This is a genomic window from Pseudomonas sp. (genome assembly GCF_050739775.1).
In the GTDB taxonomy this organism is placed as follows: Bacteria; Pseudomonadota; Gammaproteobacteria; order Pseudomonadales; family Pseudomonadaceae; genus Aquipseudomonas.
In genome coordinates this window covers 14,528-32,625 of sequence record NZ_JBOICA010000015.1, presented here as the reverse complement: position 1 = coordinate 32,625, position 18,098 = coordinate 14,528, and the positions used below count along the sequence as shown (strand labels likewise).

Annotated in this window: 19 protein-coding genes; 9 read left to right on the top strand and 10 right to left on the bottom strand. The window is 61.8% G+C overall.

Annotated features, from left to right (window positions below):
• Positions 1–114: 114 nt before the first annotated feature.
• Positions 115–1,461 (top strand): class II 3-deoxy-7-phosphoheptulonate synthase, encoded by a 1,347-nt coding sequence (locus ACRESH_RS09945; protein WP_431741830.1) that lies wholly within the window; start codon positions 115–117, stop codon positions 1,459–1,461.
• On the opposite strand, the gene ACRESH_RS09940 is transcribed toward ACRESH_RS09945, so the two are convergent.
• Both ACRESH_RS09940 and ACRESH_RS09935 read right to left on the bottom strand, forming a co-directional pair.
• The gene (locus tag ACRESH_RS09940; RefSeq protein WP_431741829.1) at positions 1,442–2,683 is read right to left on the bottom strand and encodes a winged helix-turn-helix domain-containing protein; all 1,242 of its coding nucleotides are present in this window, start codon (positions 2,681–2,683) and stop codon (positions 1,442–1,444) included. The genes ACRESH_RS09945 and ACRESH_RS09940 overlap by 20 nt on opposite strands.
• 58 nt (positions 2,684–2,741) lie before the next feature.
• Positions 2,742–2,972 carry a DUF1127 domain-containing protein gene (locus tag ACRESH_RS09935; protein ID WP_431741828.1) on the bottom strand — a complete coding sequence of 77 codons (231 nt, stop codon included), beginning with the start codon at positions 2,970–2,972 and terminating at the stop codon, positions 2,742–2,744.
• 97 nt (positions 2,973–3,069) lie between these two features.
• On the opposite strand from ACRESH_RS09935, the gene ACRESH_RS09930 reads away from it, so the two are divergent.
• Positions 3,070–3,924 (top strand): LysR family transcriptional regulator, encoded by an 855-nt coding sequence (locus tag ACRESH_RS09930; protein WP_431741827.1) that lies wholly within the window; start codon positions 3,070–3,072, stop codon positions 3,922–3,924.
• Here the strand turns inward: ACRESH_RS09930 and ACRESH_RS09925 are convergent.
• Positions 3,914–4,663 carry a sulfite exporter TauE/SafE family protein gene (locus ACRESH_RS09925; RefSeq protein ID WP_431741826.1) on the bottom strand — a complete coding sequence of 250 codons (750 nt, stop codon included), beginning with the start codon at positions 4,661–4,663 and terminating at the stop codon, positions 3,914–3,916. The genes ACRESH_RS09930 and ACRESH_RS09925 overlap by 11 nt on opposite strands.
• 112 nt (positions 4,664–4,775) lie before the next feature.
• On the opposite strand from ACRESH_RS09925, the gene ACRESH_RS09920 reads away from it, so the two are divergent.
• The 3 genes from ACRESH_RS09920 to ACRESH_RS09910 all read left to right on the top strand — a co-directional run bounded on the left by ACRESH_RS09920 (position 4,776) and on the right by ACRESH_RS09910 (position 6,805).
• On the top strand, positions 4,776–5,729 hold the full coding sequence (locus ACRESH_RS09920) for a LysR family transcriptional regulator (protein ID WP_431741825.1): 954 nt from the start codon (positions 4,776–4,778) through the stop codon (positions 5,727–5,729).
• A gap of 59 nt (positions 5,730–5,788) precedes the next feature.
• Complete coding sequence (locus ACRESH_RS09915) at positions 5,789–6,250, top strand: MarR family winged helix-turn-helix transcriptional regulator (protein WP_431741824.1); 462 nt, start codon at positions 5,789–5,791, stop codon at positions 6,248–6,250.
• Positions 6,251–6,376: 126 nt separating this feature from the next.
• The gene (locus tag ACRESH_RS09910; protein ID WP_431741823.1) at positions 6,377–6,805 is read left to right on the top strand and encodes an organic hydroperoxide resistance protein; all 429 of its coding nucleotides are present in this window, start codon (positions 6,377–6,379) and stop codon (positions 6,803–6,805) included.
• 67 nt (positions 6,806–6,872) lie between these two features.
• Here ACRESH_RS09910 and ACRESH_RS09905 read toward each other — a convergent pair whose 3' ends face one another.
• Positions 6,873–7,445 carry an elongation factor P gene (locus ACRESH_RS09905; RefSeq protein ID WP_431741822.1) on the bottom strand — a complete coding sequence of 191 codons (573 nt, stop codon included), beginning with the start codon at positions 7,443–7,445 and terminating at the stop codon, positions 6,873–6,875.
• Positions 7,446–7,493: 48 nt separating this feature from the next.
• Complete coding sequence (gene earP, locus ACRESH_RS09900) at positions 7,494–8,627, bottom strand: elongation factor P maturation arginine rhamnosyltransferase EarP (protein ID WP_431741821.1); 1,134 nt, start codon at positions 8,625–8,627, stop codon at positions 7,494–7,496.
• A 120-nt stretch (positions 8,628–8,747) separates the two neighbouring features.
• Here earP and ACRESH_RS09895 point away from each other — a divergent pair, with 120 nt between their 5' ends.
• Together ACRESH_RS09895 and ACRESH_RS09890 are read left to right on the top strand one after the other, a co-directional pair.
• On the top strand, positions 8,748–9,134 hold the full coding sequence (locus tag ACRESH_RS09895; RefSeq protein ID WP_431741820.1) for a hypothetical protein: 387 nt from the start codon (positions 8,748–8,750) through the stop codon (positions 9,132–9,134).
• Between the two features lie 4 nt (positions 9,135–9,138).
• Positions 9,139–9,621, top strand: coding sequence for a GreA/GreB family elongation factor (locus ACRESH_RS09890; RefSeq protein WP_431741819.1), 483 nt, complete (start codon positions 9,139–9,141; stop codon positions 9,619–9,621).
• Positions 9,622–9,641: 20 nt separating this feature from the next.
• Here the strand turns inward: ACRESH_RS09890 and ACRESH_RS09885 are convergent, their stop codons facing one another.
• The gene (locus tag ACRESH_RS09885) at positions 9,642–10,568 is read right to left on the bottom strand and encodes a LysR family transcriptional regulator (RefSeq protein ID WP_431741818.1); all 927 of its coding nucleotides are present in this window, start codon (positions 10,566–10,568) and stop codon (positions 9,642–9,644) included.
• 123 nt (positions 10,569–10,691) lie between these two features.
• Between ACRESH_RS09885 and ACRESH_RS09880 the strand changes: the two genes are divergently transcribed.
• Positions 10,692–11,441: a 3-oxoacyl-ACP reductase family protein gene (locus tag ACRESH_RS09880; protein ID WP_431741817.1), complete on the top strand. Its 750-nt coding sequence runs from the start codon at positions 10,692–10,694 to the stop codon at positions 11,439–11,441.
• Positions 11,442–11,446: 5 nt separating this feature from the next.
• Here the strand turns inward: ACRESH_RS09880 and ACRESH_RS09875 are convergent, their stop codons facing one another.
• Complete coding sequence (locus ACRESH_RS09875) at positions 11,447–12,334, bottom strand: LysR family transcriptional regulator (RefSeq protein WP_431741816.1); 888 nt, start codon at positions 12,332–12,334, stop codon at positions 11,447–11,449.
• Positions 12,335–12,440: 106 nt separating this feature from the next.
• Between ACRESH_RS09875 and ACRESH_RS09870 the strand changes: the two genes are divergently transcribed.
• On the top strand, positions 12,441–13,634 hold the full coding sequence (locus ACRESH_RS09870; protein ID WP_431741815.1) for an MFS transporter: 1,194 nt from the start codon (positions 12,441–12,443) through the stop codon (positions 13,632–13,634).
• Here ACRESH_RS09870 and ACRESH_RS09865 read toward each other — a convergent pair.
• The 3 genes from ACRESH_RS09865 to ACRESH_RS09855 are packed head-to-tail and all read right to left on the bottom strand — an operon-like array spanning position 13,631 to position 18,056.
• Positions 13,631–14,986, bottom strand: a complete 1,356-nt coding sequence (locus ACRESH_RS09865) for a TolC family outer membrane protein (protein ID WP_431741814.1) — start codon at positions 14,984–14,986, stop codon at positions 13,631–13,633. The genes ACRESH_RS09870 and ACRESH_RS09865 overlap by 4 nt on opposite strands.
• Positions 14,987–14,997: 11 nt before the next feature.
• Positions 14,998–16,311: an HlyD family type I secretion periplasmic adaptor subunit gene (locus tag ACRESH_RS09860; RefSeq protein WP_431741813.1), complete on the bottom strand. Its 1,314-nt coding sequence runs from the start codon at positions 16,309–16,311 to the stop codon at positions 14,998–15,000.
• On the bottom strand, positions 16,308–18,056 hold the full coding sequence (locus ACRESH_RS09855) for a type I secretion system permease/ATPase (protein WP_431741812.1): 1,749 nt from the start codon (positions 18,054–18,056) through the stop codon (positions 16,308–16,310). Before ACRESH_RS09855 ends, ACRESH_RS09860 begins: the two co-directional genes overlap by 4 nt.
• Positions 18,057–18,098 lie beyond the last annotated feature (42 nt).

Genomic DNA, 18,098 nt, shown 5'->3' with positions numbered 1-18,098 from the left:
CGCCGCTGCCCCAAGGCAAAAACCGCCATTGTCCGTCAATGGCGCCAGTGCAACAAGGCGCGCAGCAACTGTTAACATGGCAGGCAGCCCATTTACGACCTGACCGAGCCCGTGATGAACCAACCCTGGAGTCCTGACAGCTGGCGCGCCCTGCCGATCCAGCAACAACCGACCTACCCTGACCCTGCGCACTTGCTCAAGGTCGAACAGACCTTGGCCAGCTACCCGCCGCTGGTCTTCGCTGGCGAGGCCCGCGAGCTGCGTCGACAGTTCGCCGAGGTCACCCTGGGCCGGGCATTCCTCCTGCAAGGCGGCGATTGCGCGGAAAGTTTCGCCGAGTTTTCCGCAGCGAAGATTCGCGACACCTTCAAGGTACTGCTGCAAATGGCGATCGTCATGACCTTTGCCGCCGGCTGCCCGGTGGTCAAGGTCGGGCGCATGGCCGGGCAATTTGCCAAGCCGCGCTCGGCGGGTGATGAAACCATCGACGGGGTGACACTGCCGGCCTACCGTGGCGACATCGTCAATGGCATCGGCTTCGACGAAAAAAGCCGGGTGCCCGACCCCGAACGCCTGCTCCAGGCCTATCATCAGTCCACCGCCAGCCTGAACCTGCTGCGCGCCTTCGCCCAGGGAGGCTTTGCCGACCTGCACCAGGTACACAAGTGGAACCTGGACTTCATCGCCAACTCGGCGCTGGCGGAAAAATACAGCCAACTGGCCGACCGCATCGACGAAACCCTGGCCTTTATGCGTGCCTGTGGCATGGACAGCTCACCACAATTGCGTGAAACCAGTTTCTTCACCGCCCACGAAGCCCTGCTGCTGAACTACGAAGAAGCCTTCGTGCGCCGCGACAGCCTGACCAACGACTACTACGACTGCTCGGCCCATATGCTCTGGATCGGCGATCGCACCCGTCAGCTCGACGGCGCACACGTGGAGTTCCTGCGCGGAGTGAACAACCCGATCGGGGTCAAGGTCGGCCCCAGCATGAACTCCGAAGAACTGATCCGCCTGATCGATGTGCTCAACCCGGACAACGACCCCGGCCGCCTCAACCTGATTGTGCGCATGGGCGCCAACAAGGTCGGCGAACACCTGCCCGCACTGATCCGCAGCGTCGAACGCGAAGGGCGCAAGGTGCTGTGGAGCTCCGACCCGATGCACGGCAACACCATCAAGGCCAGCAGCGGCTACAAGACCCGCGATTTCGCGCAGATCCTCAGTGAGGTCAAACAGTTCTTCCAGGTACACCAGGCCGAAGGCAGCCATGCCGGTGGTATTCACATCGAAATGACCGGACAGAATGTCACCGAATGCATCGGCGGCGCCCGCCCGATCACCGAAGATGCCCTGTCTGATCGCTACCACACGCACTGTGACCCGCGGATGAACGCTGATCAGTCCCTGGAACTGGCTTTCCTGATCGCTGAAACCCTCAAGCAAGTCCGTCGCTGAGCGCACTATGGGCCAGCGCCAGGCGCAATCGCGCGGCGCTGGCCCGCGGGCAGTTGAGTTGCACCCGGCTCAAGCCAAGCCAACTGGCCATGCGCCACAGACTGTCCGCCAAAGCCTGCATCCCGGTTTCATCCAGACCCTGCGTTTCTTCATGCACAGCATGGATTGCCAGGCGATCACTGGCCCGTTCGGCACGCAAATCGACCCGCGCGGCAATCCGTTCGTTGTGCAGGAATGGCAGCACGTAATAGCCGTAAACCCGTTTGTGAGCCGGGGTATAGAGCTCCAGCCGGTAGCGGAAATCAAACAAACGCTCGGTGCGTTCACGCTCCCAGACCAATGAATCGAAGGGCGACAGCAACGCGCTGCTGGCGACCTTGCGCGGTAGCCGAACATTGTCCAGGCAGTAGGCTGATTGCGACCAGCCCTGCACGGAACAGGCTTGCAACTGCCCCTCTTCCAGCAACTCGGCGATGCGCGTACGGCTGTCTGTCGGGCTCAATCGATAGTAGTCGCGCAAGTCCTTCTCGGTAGCCACCCCCAAGGCAGTAGCCGCCCGTAACAACAACCCTCGCTGGGCTTGGGCCTCATCGAGCAATGGCTGTTGCAACAGCGCAGTCGGCAGGACCCGTTCAGGCAAATCGTACAAACGCTCGAAGCCACGCCGCCCGGCCACGGTCACCAGGCCCGCTGCAAACAGCCATTCCAGCGCATGTTTTTCCGCACTCCAGTCCCACCAGGGACCGGCACGCTCTTCGCGGGTCGACAGGCTGCCGGCGCCCAAGGCGCCTTGGTCAGTCACTGCCGAAAGGACGCGGGCAATGGTCGGTTGCTGCTCACGACCGAAACGTGCCAATTGTTGATAGATCCCCTGCCCCTGACGTGCACGGTCCATGCGCCAGCGCAGCAAGGGATACAGTGCCAAGGGCAACAATGAGGCCTCATGCCCCCAGTATTCGAAGAGTTTGCGCTGGCGACTGCGACCCCAGGCGATCTGGTCAAGCAGCGCCTGGGGATACCCCCCCAGGCGGGAAAACAGCGGCAGGTAATGTGAACGCACCAGGGCATTGACCGAATCGATCTGCACCACGCCAAGGCGCTCGAACACCCTTTGCAGGTGAGCGGCACCGACCTGTGAGCGCGGTGCACGACCCGCGAAGCCCTGGGCCGACAACACCAGGCGGCGCGCCTGCAGCAAGGAAAAGGATTGAGTGGTGGGCATGCCCGACTCCTTCAGAACAAGCCCACTCAAGGTAGTAGCGACACCGTCATGGCGCGACTCATTTTTTCAGCGGGTCATCCCAGAAGGGCCGCTCCACTTCCTGCAGGACATCGACACGACTCATGCCAATATCGTGCAGCGCTGCATCACTCAACCGGGCCAACTCCATGCGCTGATGATGCAGTTGCCGCCAGCGCGCCAACTGCCGGATAGCGCCTTGGATCAGGTGGGGGAACCAGCCGTGATACGACTGGGGATACATCAGGACCAGCGATTTCTGACCTTTCATCGTCTTACCCTCCGTGTGGGATGACGACAGTGTCAGGGCGGGAATAAGATCAATCCAACGAATGTTTCTGATGTCATACATCTAGGAGATTGATGCCTTGTCTCAGTACCAGAGTATCGATTCCGAAGTGCTGCGCACCTTCGTTGCCATCGCCGAGTACGGCGGTTTTACCCGCGCCGGTGAAGTGGTCAACCGCACCCAGTCGGCGGTGAGCATGCAGATGAAGCGCCTGGAAGAGGACATCATCCAGCGCCAGCTGTTCGAGCGTGACGGCCGCCAGGTGCGCCTGACTGCCGAGGGTCAGGTGTTGCTCGGCTACGCCCGGCGCATCCTCAAGCTGCACGGCGAGGTGTTCAACACCCTGCGCATGCCGCATATGGTCGGCATGGTGCGCATCGGCACACCGGACGACTATGCCATGCGCTTTTTGCCCGGCATTCTCTCCAGCTTTGCCCTGGCCTATCCGCTGATCCAGGTCGAGGTGCATTGCGAAAGCTCGCGCCAGCTGATGCAACGCCAGGATCTGGACATGACCATCATTACCTGCGAACCCGGCCATGAAGTCGGCCAGTTGCTACGGCGCGAGCGCGCGGTATGGGTGCAAGCCCAGGGGTTCTGCCCACACGAACACAATCCTTTGCCGCTGGCCGTGTTCAACACCGATTGCTGCTGCCGGACCTGGGCCTGCAATGCCCTGGATGCAATCGAAAAGGAATACCGGATCGCCTACACCAGCGCCAGCACCCCGGCAATCATGGCGGTGGTCAGCGCTGGCCTGGCGGTCACCGCCCAGTTGCAGAGCCTGATCACCAGCGATTTGCGGGTGATCGGCGAAGCAGAAGGCCTGCCCGCCTTGCCGACCGCCAGCATCATGTTGCTGCGTAACAACAGCAGCCAGTCTCAGATGACCGACTGCATGGCCGACTACATCGTCGAAGGCTTCAGATCTTGAAGGCGAGCATGACTGCGCAAAGCACCAGGAAGCCACAGAACAGCGAACGCAGAACTTTTTCCGGCAGGGCGTGAGCCAGTTTCACCCCCCAGCTGATACTCAGCAGGCCACCCACCGCCAACGGGATGCCCATGCTCCACTGCACATGCTGGTGAATGCCGTAGGTCAGCAAGGTCACTGCGGTACTGGGCGCGGCCAGGGCCAGTGAAAGCCCCTGTGCGACCACTTGAGTAGTGCCGAAGACGCTGGTCAGCACGGGCGTTGCGACCACTGCCCCACCGACCCCGAACAATCCACCCAGCACGCCCGCGCCGCCGCCCAGCACCCCGAGCCAAGGCCAGGGATGACGCAACTCACTGCTGGGCTGCGCGCTGCGCATGAACATGCGGATCAGGTTCCAGGCCGCCAGGGCTACCAGGAACACCACGAACCCCAAGCGCATGGACTGTGCATCGATGCCCACGGCCCAGATCGAACCGAGCCAGGCAAAGACAAAACTGGCAGCCGCCAGCGGCACGGCATGCTGCAGCTCGATGCGGTTGCGCTGGTGATAGCGCCACAGCGCCAGCAACACGTTGGGCACCACCATCACCAGCGCCGTGCCTTGGGCCAGTTGCTGGTCGAGACCGAACAACACACCCAGGGCCGGAATCGCGATCAACCCGCCGCCGATGCCAAACAACCCGCCCACCGTGCCCAGCGCAGCACCCAGTGCTATGTACATCACCCACTCGATCATTACTGCCTCTCAGAAAAATCCAATGGCTGCATGCTACCGACCCGGTGCTAGCGGGGAAACGCACAGCAACGCACAATGGCTTTGCCAATTACGCACAAGCAGAGCACGTGAGATGAACCCCGACGCCCTCACCGAACAACTCAGCCTGTTTCTCGATGTACTGGAAACCGGCAGCTTCTCTGCCACCGCCCGTCGCCATCCACTGACCCCGTCCGCCGTGGCCCGGCGCATCGACAATCTGGAAACTGCTGTCGGCAGCCGCCTGTTCGTGCGCAGTACCCACGCCGTGCGCCCTACGCCAGCCGGCAATGCCTTTGCCGAACGGGCCCGGCGCATCGTCGAGGAACTGCGTCTGGCCCGCGCCGAGGCGGTGTCGTTGAGCAATGCGCCGGAAGGGTTGATCCGCATCGACGCACCGGCAGCATTCGGCCGCCGTCATTTGGCACCAGCCATCGCCGACTTTCTGGTGGCCTACCCCGGGCTTGATGTGCAATTGCGCTTGATCGACAGCTTTGTAGACCTGAACGGCTCGCACCTGGGTGAAGTCGATCTGGTACTGCGCGCAGGCCCCCTGGCCGACACCCGCCTGGTGGCCACACCATTGGCCTACATGGTGCGTATTGCCTGCGCCAGCCCTGCCTACCTGGCGGCCCGCGGGGTTCCGAGCAGCCCCGCGGAACTCCCCGAACACGACGGCCTGGACTGGGATGGCCTGGCTCCACCGTTCGCCTGGCGTTTTGCCGTCGACGGCCAGTTACGGCTGTTTCGGCCTACACGCATGCGCATGAGCGCCAACAATGCCGAAACCCTGCTGTTCGGGGCGCTGGCCGGCCTTGGCATCGCTCATTTGCCAACCTGGCTGATCAGCGACTACCTGCTGCGTGGCGAACTGGTGCCGCTGTTCTGCGAAAACGGCCTGCCGACAGCCGAGTCCAGCGGCATTTATGCCTTGCGCCTGGAACATGAAACGAACTCTCGCAGCCGTTTGTTGCTCGAATTTCTCAAGAGCCGCTTCAGTCCGGTGCCGCCATGGGATTTGGCCCTGCAAAGCGAGCTGCGCTGGTAATAAGCGCGCTAATGAACAGCGTGCTAAATTCAAAGGACCTCACGAATTAAAGGATGTGCATGAACGCCAACCCGAAAGCGCCTGCTCCCTGCGACGAACTGCTCCTGGACAACCAGGTGTGCTTCGCCCTGCACTCGACATCGCTGCTGATGACCAAAGTCTACAAGCCGCTACTGCAGAACCTCGGCCTGACTTATCCACAGTACCTGGCGATGTTGGTGCTGTGGGAGCAGGATGGCCTGACCGTTGGAGAAATCAGCCAACGCCTTCTCACCGATCCGGGTTCGCTCACCCCGCTGCTCAAGCGTCTGGAAGCTGAAGGCCTGCTCATTCGCACCCGCAGCCGTGAAGACGAACGCGTGGTCCTGGTGCAACTGAGCGAACAGGGCCGTGCCCTGCAAACCCGGGCCAAGGCCGTTCCCCCCTGCATCCTCGCCGCCAGCGGTGAGAACCTGGAACGCCTGCAACAGTTGCAGGCCGACTTACTGGAACTGCGCGCCAACCTGCAAAAAAGCCTCTGACAGCTATGCTGTGAATGACCGCTCGTAAGCGGGTCGAAAAATTATCTTGCGCGCAAAATAATTGCGCGCTAATTTAATTCCCATACCCACTCAGCGCCACGGCGCAATACACAAGCGAGGCTCAAAATGCAAAAGGTCACTCCGCTGTACATTGCTGAAGCCAAGTCCACTGGCGGTCGCGACGGCAGCTCGCGCTCCAGCGACGGCAAGCTCGAAGTCAAGCTGAGCACCCCCAAGGAACTGGGTGGCGCGGGTGGTGAAGGCACCAACCCTGAGCAAATGTTCGCCGCCGGCTACTCGGCCTGCTTCATCGGCGCCCTGAAGTTCGTTGCCGGCCAGCAGAAAAAGGCCCTTCCAGACGCCAGTTCGATCACCGCCAAGGTCGGCATCGGCCAGATCCCGGGTGGTTTTGGCCTGGATATCGACCTGAACATCAACCTGCCGGGATTGGAGCAGGCAGAGGCGCAAAAACTGGTCGATGCAGCCCACCAGGTCTGCCCTTACTCCAATGCCACCCGCGGCAATGTCGATGTGCGCCTGAACGTCACGGTCTGAGGGTAAATCCCAGATATAAAAAAACCCGGCCAAGGCCGGGTTTTTCGTATTCGCGCAAACGCCAGGTTTAAACCTTGGCGCGGCCCTTGTAGGAGCCACCTTCACGGGTGTCGATCTCGATCCAGTCACCGATCTCGATGAAGTCGGCAACGCTCAGCTCGGTGCCGTTCTTCAGTTTGGCAGGCTTCATGACCTTGCCCGAAGTGTCGCCGCGAGCGGAACCTTCGGTGTAGTCAACCTGACGCACGATGGTGGTTGGCAGCTCAACCGAAACCAGACGCTCTTCGAAGAACACCGCTTCGCAGACGTCTTCCATGCCTTCTTCGATGAACGGCAGAACGGCCTCGATGTCTTCGGCGTTCAGCTCGTACATGGTGTAGTCGGTGGTGTCCATGAAAGTGTAGGTGTCGCCGTTGATGAACGACAGGGTCGCTTCTTTGCGATCCAGGATCACGTCGTCCAGCTTGTCGTCTGCCGAGTAAACGGTTTCGGTCTTGTAGCCGGTCAGCAGGTTCTTCAGCTTGGTCTTCATGATCGCGCTGTTACGGCCCGACTTGGTGAATTCAGCTTTCTGAACCAGCCACGGGTCGTTGTCGATCCGCAGTACGGTACCGGGTTTCAGTTCTTTACCAGTTTTCATTGCGAGATATCCGAATTTGGATGGATTTACAAAAATCGAGGCCGCATATCATAGCCAATTTCGGTAAAACTGTACCAGCGTCGTGGCAAGGTCCGGCCGAGCGGCCTGAACGGCACTCCAGCGGCGGGCATGCTGATCAAGCTCGGCCCAGTGTTCGAGCACCTGTTGCCAGGCCTGCCCCATGTCCCGATCCATGTTCCAGCCGCGCCACAAATCAACGATGGCGGCCTTGGCCGGCAGCGAAAGCCCCTCAACGTAGTGGTCGAGGAACGCCTCGAGTTTTTCCCAGTGGGCGTACTCTTCTTGCACATAGATATGCCAGAGCAATGGACGCCCCGCCCATTGCGCACGGACAAACGAATCTTCGCCACGTACAGCGTTGAAGTCGCAGCACCAGAGCAGGTGATCGTAGTCATCCTGGCTGACGAAAGGCAGGATCTGCACGGTCAAGGCGCCACGCGTTGCCACGCTGCCCACCGCCAAGGCGTCCACGCCCAGCCAGGCCTGTACGTCGCCCAGCACGCGCCCCTCGGGCACCAGCAGGTGGTTGGCACGAATGTCGGCGGCCAGCGCATCGAGCCAGCTGGAGAGGCTTGGGTTTTCATAGGCGAATAGCGAGATCAGACGAGCGTCGCTGACCGGTGCCACGCCAAGACGCTGAAGAAATGCCTGACGTGCCAGCGGGTCCTGCTCGAACGCCTCGCGCCGTGCCAGCAAGCTGGCCTCGCGAAGCAAGCCACCGGTTTTAGCGGTAAAGCCCGGAAAGAAAAACACCTTGCGCAGACCATTGGGCTGGGGGGAAGGCAAGCCATGGCAACCTTCGACCCAGCTTTCAGCGCTGAGGTAATCCAGGTTCAGCCACAGAGGCGGACGTGGACACTCGAGCATCGCCTGTACATAGGCAGCCGGCAACTGACAGGCAAAAGCGCCAATGACTACATCCGCTACTGTCGTTTCCTGCCAATCGGGTAGCCAATGACAAACCTCTACACCCTGATGCCATTGACGCGGGGCCTGGACATCCGCTTCGGGACAGATGCGTGCAAAGGCATTGAGGTCATCCACCCACAGGCGCACAGCCACGCCCTGCTCGGCCACCAATTGCCGGGCCAGACGCCAGGTCACGCCGATATCGCCGTAGTTATCGACGACACAACAGAAGATGTCCCAGTGCGTTTTCATCGCTGGTCCCTTGGAAAAGCGCCGATTGTCCGGGTAAATCATCGCAGACAAAAGCATGCCGCGAAAAAAACCCGTTGCACCATGCGACAATGAGCCCCCCGTCCTGGCCAGGAGGCCATCATGCCCCGCCCTCGCGAACTGAAGATCACCCTCAAGCCCGCGCAACTAATTCTGTGCATCGCCCTGGGCCTGTGGCTCGGCGCGGTTGCCATTGCCTTGAGCCTGTGGCTGGCCTGGCGCCTGATTCCCGAAACCGTACACCCCTTGAGCCAAGTGGTGATTCCGCCAGCCGCTACGCCAAGCCCTGGCGCAGCGCCGGAACAGCAGAGCCAGATGTTCGAACAGTACAAGCAAATCCTGCGCACTCAGGAACTGCAGCAGGCCGAGGACCAGGCCAAAGGTAGCGTGCGTAATCTGTCCAACCCCAAGTGCCAGTTCTGGCTGCAACAGAACCGCACTGCGCCGACCGAAAAGAGTCGCGCCCTCGTCCTCGAGTTCTGTAACTGACGCCATGAACAAAGCCGACCTGCTGCAACGCATCATCGACACCCTGAGCCTGGACCTGGACGTGGCCCAGCGTGCAGCGCAGAGCGCTTATGAAACGGCCACCGCCGAAGAGAACATCGCCGAGAACAAGTACGACACGTTGGGTCTGGAAGCCTCCTATCTTGCAACCGGGCAAGCCCGGCGCATGGAAGAGATTCGCCAGGCACGGGCTGCGTATCAGCAATTGGTGCTTCGCGATTACGATCCGAGCCGCGGCATTCAAATCAGCAACCTGGTCACTCTGGAGGCCGAGAACGGTACCTGCCAACACTTGTTTCTTGGGCCTGAAGGCGCGGGTTTGAAGATTGGCCAGGGAGAACAGTTGGTGACGGTGATTACTCCGCGCTCGCCATTGGGGCAGAGTTTGATGGGTAAGGAGGAAGATGAAGAAGTCAGCCTGGTACTGGGTGGCAGGCAGCAATGCTTTGTGGTGGTCGAAGTTAGTTGAAATGACCGCGATGCTTTTAATCAAGCCAACGCATTGAACCGCTGCGCCAACCCTTGGGTGGCAAACTGTTCAATGATGAACTCGACAAACGCCCGCGTCTTACCCGGCAACAGTTTGTGCTCGGCGTAATACAGACTAATGTTGCCATCATCCACATACCAGTCCGGCAACACCCGCACCAGGTTCCCCGCCTGCAAGTAAGGCACGGCAAACGGCATGCTCACCAGGGCCACACCCAGCCCCTGCTGCGCCACTGCACACGCCGCTTCCGAATCGCTCATGGTCATGCGCAGGCGAATGTTCAGCGGACTCTGCTCCTGCTGGCGATTGGTCAACGGCCAGGAACGCACCCGCCCGGTTTGCGGCGAGCGGATCAGAATGCCGTCCAGTGCCTGCAGATCGGGCGGCTGACATATCGCTGGATGACGCTCAAGGTATGCCGGGGCCGCCACCAGAACTCGGTGAGCCGGGGTCAGCTTGCGTGCTACCACGCCTTGGGGCAGGTCGAAACCGCCGCCTATGGCCGCGTCGAAACCCTGGCCGATCAGGTCGATCTGACGATTATCAAAATGCCAGTCCGGGCTGATGGCCGGATAGCGCTGAAGAAACTCAGCCAGCAGCGGCACGATGTATAAACGCCCGAAGACGGTGCCCATGCTCACCTTCAGGGCCCCGACCGGCTGCCCTTCGGCACTGGCGAGGTTGGCCACGGCATACTGAATGGTCTGGAAACTGCTGGCCACTTCACCGAGAAAACGCTGCCCGGCTTCGGTCAGGGTCAGTCGCCGGGTACTGCGCTGGAACAAGCGCACGCCCATACGCGCCTCCAGCCGGGCAACGTTTTTGCCCACCGCAGCCGGGGTCAGGCTCAAGCGCCGGGCGGCTTCGGCGAAGCTGCCAACTTCAGCGCTACGCACGAAGCATTCGATACTACTGAAGGTTTCCATGGGCGCGATTCCATACTTCTGGTTTACACAGACTATAGCGATTATCGGCTACTCAGGAAGTAATCCGCCGCCGATACTGAACCCCATCCAAGGCATCCGGCCTTGTTCTTTCGGGAGCACAACATGTCGACTGAAACTCGCCTCAACGGCAAAGTGGCCCTGGTCCAGGGCGGATCACGCGGCATCGGCGCAGCCATCGTCAAACGCTTGGCCGCAGAAGGCGCCAGTGTCGCCTTCACCTACGCCAACGCCACGGCACAGGCCCAAGCCCTACAGGAAAGCATCATCGCCAGCGGTGGCAAGGCCCTGGCCATCCAGGCCGACAGCGCCGATGCCAGTGCTGTGCAGTCAGCGGTGGAAACCACTGTTGCGGCGTTTGCTGGGCTGGACATCCTGGTCAACAATGCCGGTGTCCTGACCGTCGCTCCGCTGCTGGAGTTCGACCTGGACGACTTCGACCGCACCCTGGCCGTCAACGTGCGCAGTGTCTTCGTCGCCAGCCAGGCAGCCGCCCGGCACATGGGCCAGGGCGGGCGCATCATCAACATCGGCAGCACCAATGCCGAGCGCATGCCCTTTGCCGGTGGCGGCCCCTATGCCATGAGCAAGTCGGCCCTGGTCGGCCTGACCCGCGGCCTGGCCCGCGACCTCGGCCCCTTGGGCATCACCATCAACAATGTTCAACCTGGCCCGGTAGACACCGAGATGAACCCGGCCCATGGCGAGTTTGCCGAGAGCCTGATGGGCTACATGGCCGTGGGGCGCTACGGCGAGGTCGAGGAAATCGCCAGCTTCGTCGCCTACCTGGCCAGCCCTGAAGCGGCCTATATCACCGGTGCCAGCCTGACCATCGATGGTGGCTTCGCCGCCTGAGCCCCTCAGGCACCGTCCCGGCTCGCCAGACTGTGCTCGATCATATCGACAAAAGCCCTGGCAGCCGGGGTCGGGTTCTTCGACCAGATCGCATACAAGTGCCGAACCGGAGCATCACGTACCGCGACGCTGACCACACCCTTGAAGCTACTGGCGATGCGCGCTGGCACCAAGCCGATCGCCAGTTCGCGCTGGACGAACTTCTCCACCAGGCGAATGTTAGTCACCTCGAACTGCACGCGATGGCGCAATTGCGCAGCGGCAAAGGCTTCATCGGTCTGCCGGCGAGCGCAGCTGCCCGCCGGGAAGTCCACCAGCGGCTGGTCCTCCAGGTGAGTCAACGACAGGCGTTCGTGCGCGGCCAGCGGGTGGTCAACGGGCAGCACTGCCACTAACTCTTCTTCAGCCAGCAAACGGTATTCGACACCTTGCGGCGGCTCCCCCGGCCAGATCCCGATAAAGCCCACATCCAGCCGCCGCTCCCGCACATCGGCCATCAGCAGTTCGCTCTTGGCCATCAGCCAGCGAATGTCCACTTTCGGGTACTGGCGATGGAAGCCGGCCAGCAGGTCGACCAGGTCCAGTTCGGTCAGCGAGGTGATCTCGCCAATGGACAATTGCCCGCGAACTTCGCCACAGGCCGCCGCCACATCCTCGGCAATGCGTCGCATAGCTTCCAGGGCTGGCCGGGCACTCAGTACGAACGCCTCCCCGGCCGGCGTCAACCGTACCCGCCGCGAGCTACGCTCGAACAGGCTGACGCCCAGGGTCTCTTCCAACCGGGCGATCTGGTGACTCAAGGCCGACTGCACCACATGGCACTGCGCGGCGGCACGGGTAAAGCTGCCGGTGTCGACCACCGCCAGGGCATACTCGATCTGCTTCAAGTTCATAGAACGATCTATTTTCAAGATGGATAGAATGAAAACGATACATTGGCGTCATGCTAGCGCATTTCCGATAATGTCACTTCCTAACTGCCACTGATCGAGACGGTCCATGACCTCCTCCACTTCTACCTTGAGTCGCGGCCTGATCCTGCTGATGGCAACCGCCACCGGCCTCGCCGTGGCCAGCAACTACTACGCCCAACCGTTACTGCACAGCATCGCCGAGCATTTCGGCCTGACCACCGCCAGCGCCGGGGCTATCGTCATCGCCGCACAGCTGAGCTATGGCGCGGGTTTGCTACTGCTGGCGCCGCTGGGCGATCTGTTCGAACAGCGCCGACTGATCGTCAGCATGATCGGCATCAGCACCCTGGGCCTGTTGATAAGTGCCTTCTCGCCGAGCCTGGTGTGGCTACTGTTGGGTACCACGCTGACCGGCCTGTTCTCGGTGGTGGCCCAGGTGCTGGTGCCGATGGCTGCGGGCTTGAGCGATCCAAGCCAGCGCGGCCGGGTGGTCGGGACCCTGATGAGCGGGTTGCTGCTGGGCATCCTGCTGGCCCGCACCGCCGCCGGTTTCATGGCCGAACTGGGCGGCTGGCGCAGCATCTACCTGCTGGCGGCAGGGCTGATGGCGATCTGTGCCATTGCCCTGGCGCGCGCCTTGCCGGTCCGCCACCAGCACGCGGGACTCAGCTATCCGGCACTGATCGGTTCGGTGTTTCGCCTGTTCGTCGATGAGCCGGTGCTACGCCTGCGCTCGTTGCTCGGGTTGCTGGCCTTCAGCCTGTTCGCGCTGTTCTGGACGCCGCTGGCGTTTCTCCTGGCGGCTGAACCCTACCAGTACTCCGATGCAGTGATCGGCCTGTTCGGTCTGGCCGGTGCCGCGGGCGCACTGTCGGCCAACTGGGCTGGCCGCCTGGCTGATCGCGGCAAGGGACCGCTGGGCACCACAGTCGGCTTGCTGGCCCTGCTGCTGTCGTGGATACCGCTGGGTTTCGCCCAATCATCGCTGGTGGCGCTGTTGATCGGCGTGCTGCTGCTGGACCTGGCCGTGCAGTTGGTCCATGTCAGCAACCAGAACGCCGTGATTGCCCTGCGTCCGCAAGCGCGCAACCGCCTGAACGCTGGCTACATCACCTGCTATTTCATCGGTGGTGCGCTGGGCTCGCTGCTCGGCACCCAGCTGTTCCAGACCCATGGCTGGAACGGCATCGTTCTCGCAGGCCTGGCCATCGGCAGCCTGGCCTTGCTGGTCTGGGCCCTGGCTGAACACCAGCGAAGCCTGCGTACGCGGACGGTCTAGCGCCGAACGAAGGCTTCATCGACCTTGGCCAGATGCTCTTCGCGCAAGGTACCGGCGTAGTAATGCAGCTTGATCCAGGCCAGCAGGTAATCGTAGCGGGCCTGGGCCAGATCGCGACGAGTGGTCGCAAGCTGTTGCTCGGCATTGAGCACATCCAGATTGACCCGTTCCCCACCCAGCACGCTCTGGCGGGTCGACACTACCAGGGCCTGGGCCGAGGTCAGCGCCCGCTCATAGGCGCGCAGGCGGCTGGCGCCGGACTGGCAGGCGTTGTACTGACGCCGCAGCTCGATCAAGGTGCTTCGGGTATTGCCATCAAGTTCGTACTCGGCCTGCTCCAGGTTGCGGCTGGCCTGGCGGGTCGACGCCGCCACACCGCCACCGGCAAACAACGGCACACTGACTTCCAGGCCGATGGTGTTGGTGGTGTAGCGCTGGTTGTAGGTGTTGCCACTGTCCGATTCCATGCGCCGCGAAGTGGCATAGGCCGTCACCTTGGGGAAATGCCCCGCACGATTGCGCTCCACTTCGTACTGAGCCACTTCCAGGGCCTGACGCTGAGAAGCCAGCTGCGGGTTGTTGGCCAGGGCCAGTTGATGCCAAGCCTCGTAGCTTCCCGGTTGCAAGGTCAACAGCGAAAAGCCGTCATTGAGCGGTGCCAACTCATCGATCCGCGCCGACGGTTCGCCGATCAGGGCCCCCAGTTCGCGCAGGGCCGCATCCTGATCGTTGCGCGCCTGAATTTCCTCGGCATCGGCAAGCTCGTAACGGGCCTGGGCTTCAAGGATATCGGTGCGCGTGCCCTCGCCTTGCTGGAACAGTTGCTGATTCTGCTGGAACTGTTGCTGGTAGGCCTGTTTGCTGGCCACGCTGATGCCGATCTGGTCCTCGGCGAACAGCGCCTGTGTATAACTGGTCATCACCCGCACCAGCAGCTCTTGGCTCTTGTCGCGAAACGCCTCGTCGGCAAACAACGCCTGGGCCACGCCCTTGCGATAACTGGCGTAGGCCTCGTAGTCAAACACAGGCTGCTGAAGGATAAAGCTGGAACCATAGCTGTCGTAATGGCGGTCCTCACTTTCACGCCGCGAGTCGCCCAGATAGCTGGCCTTGGAGTCATTGCGGCCCTTGTTGTAGTTGTACGACAGGTTGGGCAACAGCCCGGCGCGGCCAATGGCGCGGTTCTCCTGCCCTGAGTCGCGGGCTTTGAGCGCGCCGAGGAACACCGGATCCTTGCGCAGGGCCTGTTCGTAGACCTGAAACGGTCCCATGACCTGTGCAGCAGTGGCCTGTACAGCACCCGCGGTTGTCAGGGCGAACGCCGCCAACAGCCCGGTCATCAAGCTTTTCATTCACCGGCTTCCTATTGTTCGGTCAAGGCGGTACCTGCCCGGTCGAGCAGGGGTTTGAACAAGTAGTTGAGCAATGAGCGCTCGCCAGTGCGCACGAACAGTTCCGCCGGCATGCCCGGCTTGATCACCAGCCCGTTGAGCCGGGCCAGCGCCTGCTCGCTGACGGTACTGCGCAACACGTAGTAGGGCTGACCGGTCTTGTCGTCGAGCAACTGGTCGGCGGAAATCAGCGTCACCTCACCGGACACCCGCGGCGTACTGCTCTGGTTGAAGGCGGTGAAAAGGATATCCACAGGCAACCGCACCGCTACTTTATCCACCAGGTTGACCGGCAGTCGGCCTTCAACCTCAAGCGCCGTGCCCTGGGGCACTACCTCAAGCAGAGTTTCACCGGCACGCACCACCGCGCCTTCGGTGTGCACCCCGAGGTTGACGGCAATACCATCAGCCGGCGCGAGGATTTCGCTGTGCTGCAGGTCGAAGCCAGCGGAGGTCAGCTGCTGTTCCAGGGTGACGCTCTTGAGCTGGGCTTCGGCCAGCTGGCTGCGCACTTCTTTCTGGTATTCCTCGCGGCGCTGCTGCAGGTTCAGCCGCGATTCGACAATGCCCTGCTCCAGGCGCGCGCTATCGCCGCTGTTCTGCGCCAGGTCACGCTGCACCTGAGACAGTTGGCGTTGATATTCCAGTAGGCGATTGCGCGGGATGTAGCCTTGGCTGGCCAGGGGTTTGAGGTTCTCCAGTTGCTCACGCAGGGAATCGGCCTGGGCTTGCAGGTCGCCCCTGGCCCTGCGCATGCCCGCAAGTTGCGCCACGGCGCCGTCGATACTGGCCGTCAGCCCGGCCTGCTCGCGTGCCAGAGCCTCACGGCGGCTGCTGAACAGTTGCCGCTGGCTTTCCAGCACCAGGCTCAATTGCGGATCGGGATCGCGACTCAATTGCGCAGGAAAAGTGATGTGGCTCAGGTTATCGCGCTCGCTCTGCCAACGCGCCAGGCTCGCCCAGGCCAACCGATACTGGGCCTGCAGCGACTGCACATCGGCCTGGACCTGAGTCTGGTCGAGCCGGAACAACGGCTGCCCCTGTTTGACCCTCTGCCCTTCACTGACCAGGATGCGGCTGACCACACCACCGGCCAGGGATTGCACCGCCTTGCGCTTGCCCGAAACCACCACCGTGCCCTGCACGGCAATGCCCTGGTCCAGCGGTGCCAGGGTTGCCCAGGCAACAAAACCACCGAAACCGACCAGCGTCAGCAGCCACCCCAGCCGAACATAGAAGCGTGCATCACGGCCTTTGGCGGCCGTCTCGACAGCAACCTGACTCATACGCCACCTCCTGCGCCGATCAGCGCATTGGCCGCTGGTGCCTGGCGCTGCGCCTGCTCCTGGGCCCGGCTCAGGGCCTGCATCACCTCATGGGCCGGGCCGAAGGCCTGCAGCCGTCCTTCACTGAGCACCAGCAGTTTGTCGGCCTGGGCCAAGGCTGCAGAGCGGTGGGTCACCAGCACCACGGTACGGCCCAGGGCTTTCATCTGCGCAATGGCCGTGGCCAGGGCGGCTTCACCACTGATGTCGAGGTTGGAATTTGGCTCATCAAGAACGATCAGGCTCGGACCGCCGTAAAGCGCGCGCGCCAGGGCAATACGTTGCTTCTGGCCGCCAGACAGGTCGCCGCCCTCCTCGCCAAGACGCGTGTCATAGCCTTGCGGCAAGCTCAGGATCAGCTCATGCACACCGGCCTGGCGAGCTGCCTCGACCACCTTGTGGCCATCGAGCTCGGCGAAGCGGGCGATGTTCTCGGCAATGCTGCCGCGCAGCAATTCGATGTTCTGTGGCAGGTAACCGATATGCGGACCGAGGGCCTCGCGGTCCCAACGGTGCAGGTCGGCGCCGTCCAGACGCACGGTACCGGCCAAGGTCGGCCAGATGCCGACCAGCACCTTGGCCAGGGTCGACTTGCCGGAACCGGAGGTACCCAGCACACCCAGCACCTCACCGGCAGCCAGATTGAAACTGATCTGTTGCAAGGTCGCGACCCGCTTACCGGGTGGGCCGGCGCTGACCTGTTCGAAGCTCAGGCGCCCTGTCGGTGTGGGCAGCGCCATCGCCGCCGGGGGTTCGGGAAACTCACGCAGCAGGCCATCGAGCCGTTGATAAGCCATATGCGCACCACTCCACTGCTTCCACACCGCAATCAACTGGTCGATGGGGCTCAGTACCCGGCCCATCAGGATGGAGCCGGCAATCATCATGCCCGGGGTCATCTGCCCTTCGATCACCAGCAAGGCGCCCAGGCCCAGTACCAGCGATTGCAGGCACAGGCGCAAGGACTTGCTGATCGCGGTGATCACCGCCGAGGTGTCACTGGCCTGGCTCTGCAGTTCGAGGAAGCGCCGGTGCAGGACGAACCAGCGGTTGCGCAAGGTGCCAAGCATGCCCATGGCCTGGATGCTCTCGGCGTTATGCAGGTGGCTACCGGCCAGGTGGGTAGACTGCTGTTGAAAGCCACTGGCTTGCACCAGGGGCTTGTGGGTCAGCCGCTCGTTGAGCAGCGCCAGGACGATCAGCAACAGCGCTCCCGCGCAAGCCATGACCCCAAGCCAGACGTTGAAGAGAAAAATCACCGCCAGGTAGATGGGAAACCAGGGCGCATCGAAGAAGGCGAACAGCGCCGGCCCGGTGACAAATTGCCTCACCTGGGTCAGGTCATTGAGTGATTGCGCGGCCTGGCCATCAGCTTGGCGCAAGTTGCGCGCAAAGGCCGCGCGATACACGTTCAGGTTGAACCCTTGCTCCAACTGGTTGCCGACGCGGATAACAATAAAACTACGGATCGCTTCCAGCACACCGATAAAGATGAAGAAGCCGATGACCATCAACGTCAACATCCACAACGTCGTTTCGTTTTGCGACGACAGCACCCGATCATAGACTTGCAACATATAAATCGAGGGCACCAGCATGAGGATATTTATCAGCGCGGTAAAACAGCCAATACTGATCAATATGGACTTGTAGCGGGCCAGCGCCGTCCACAATGGAACACTGGCCTTATTATTCGAACTGTTCATTGTCCGCCTTTCTATCCCTGAAAAATCGGCACTTACTTACAC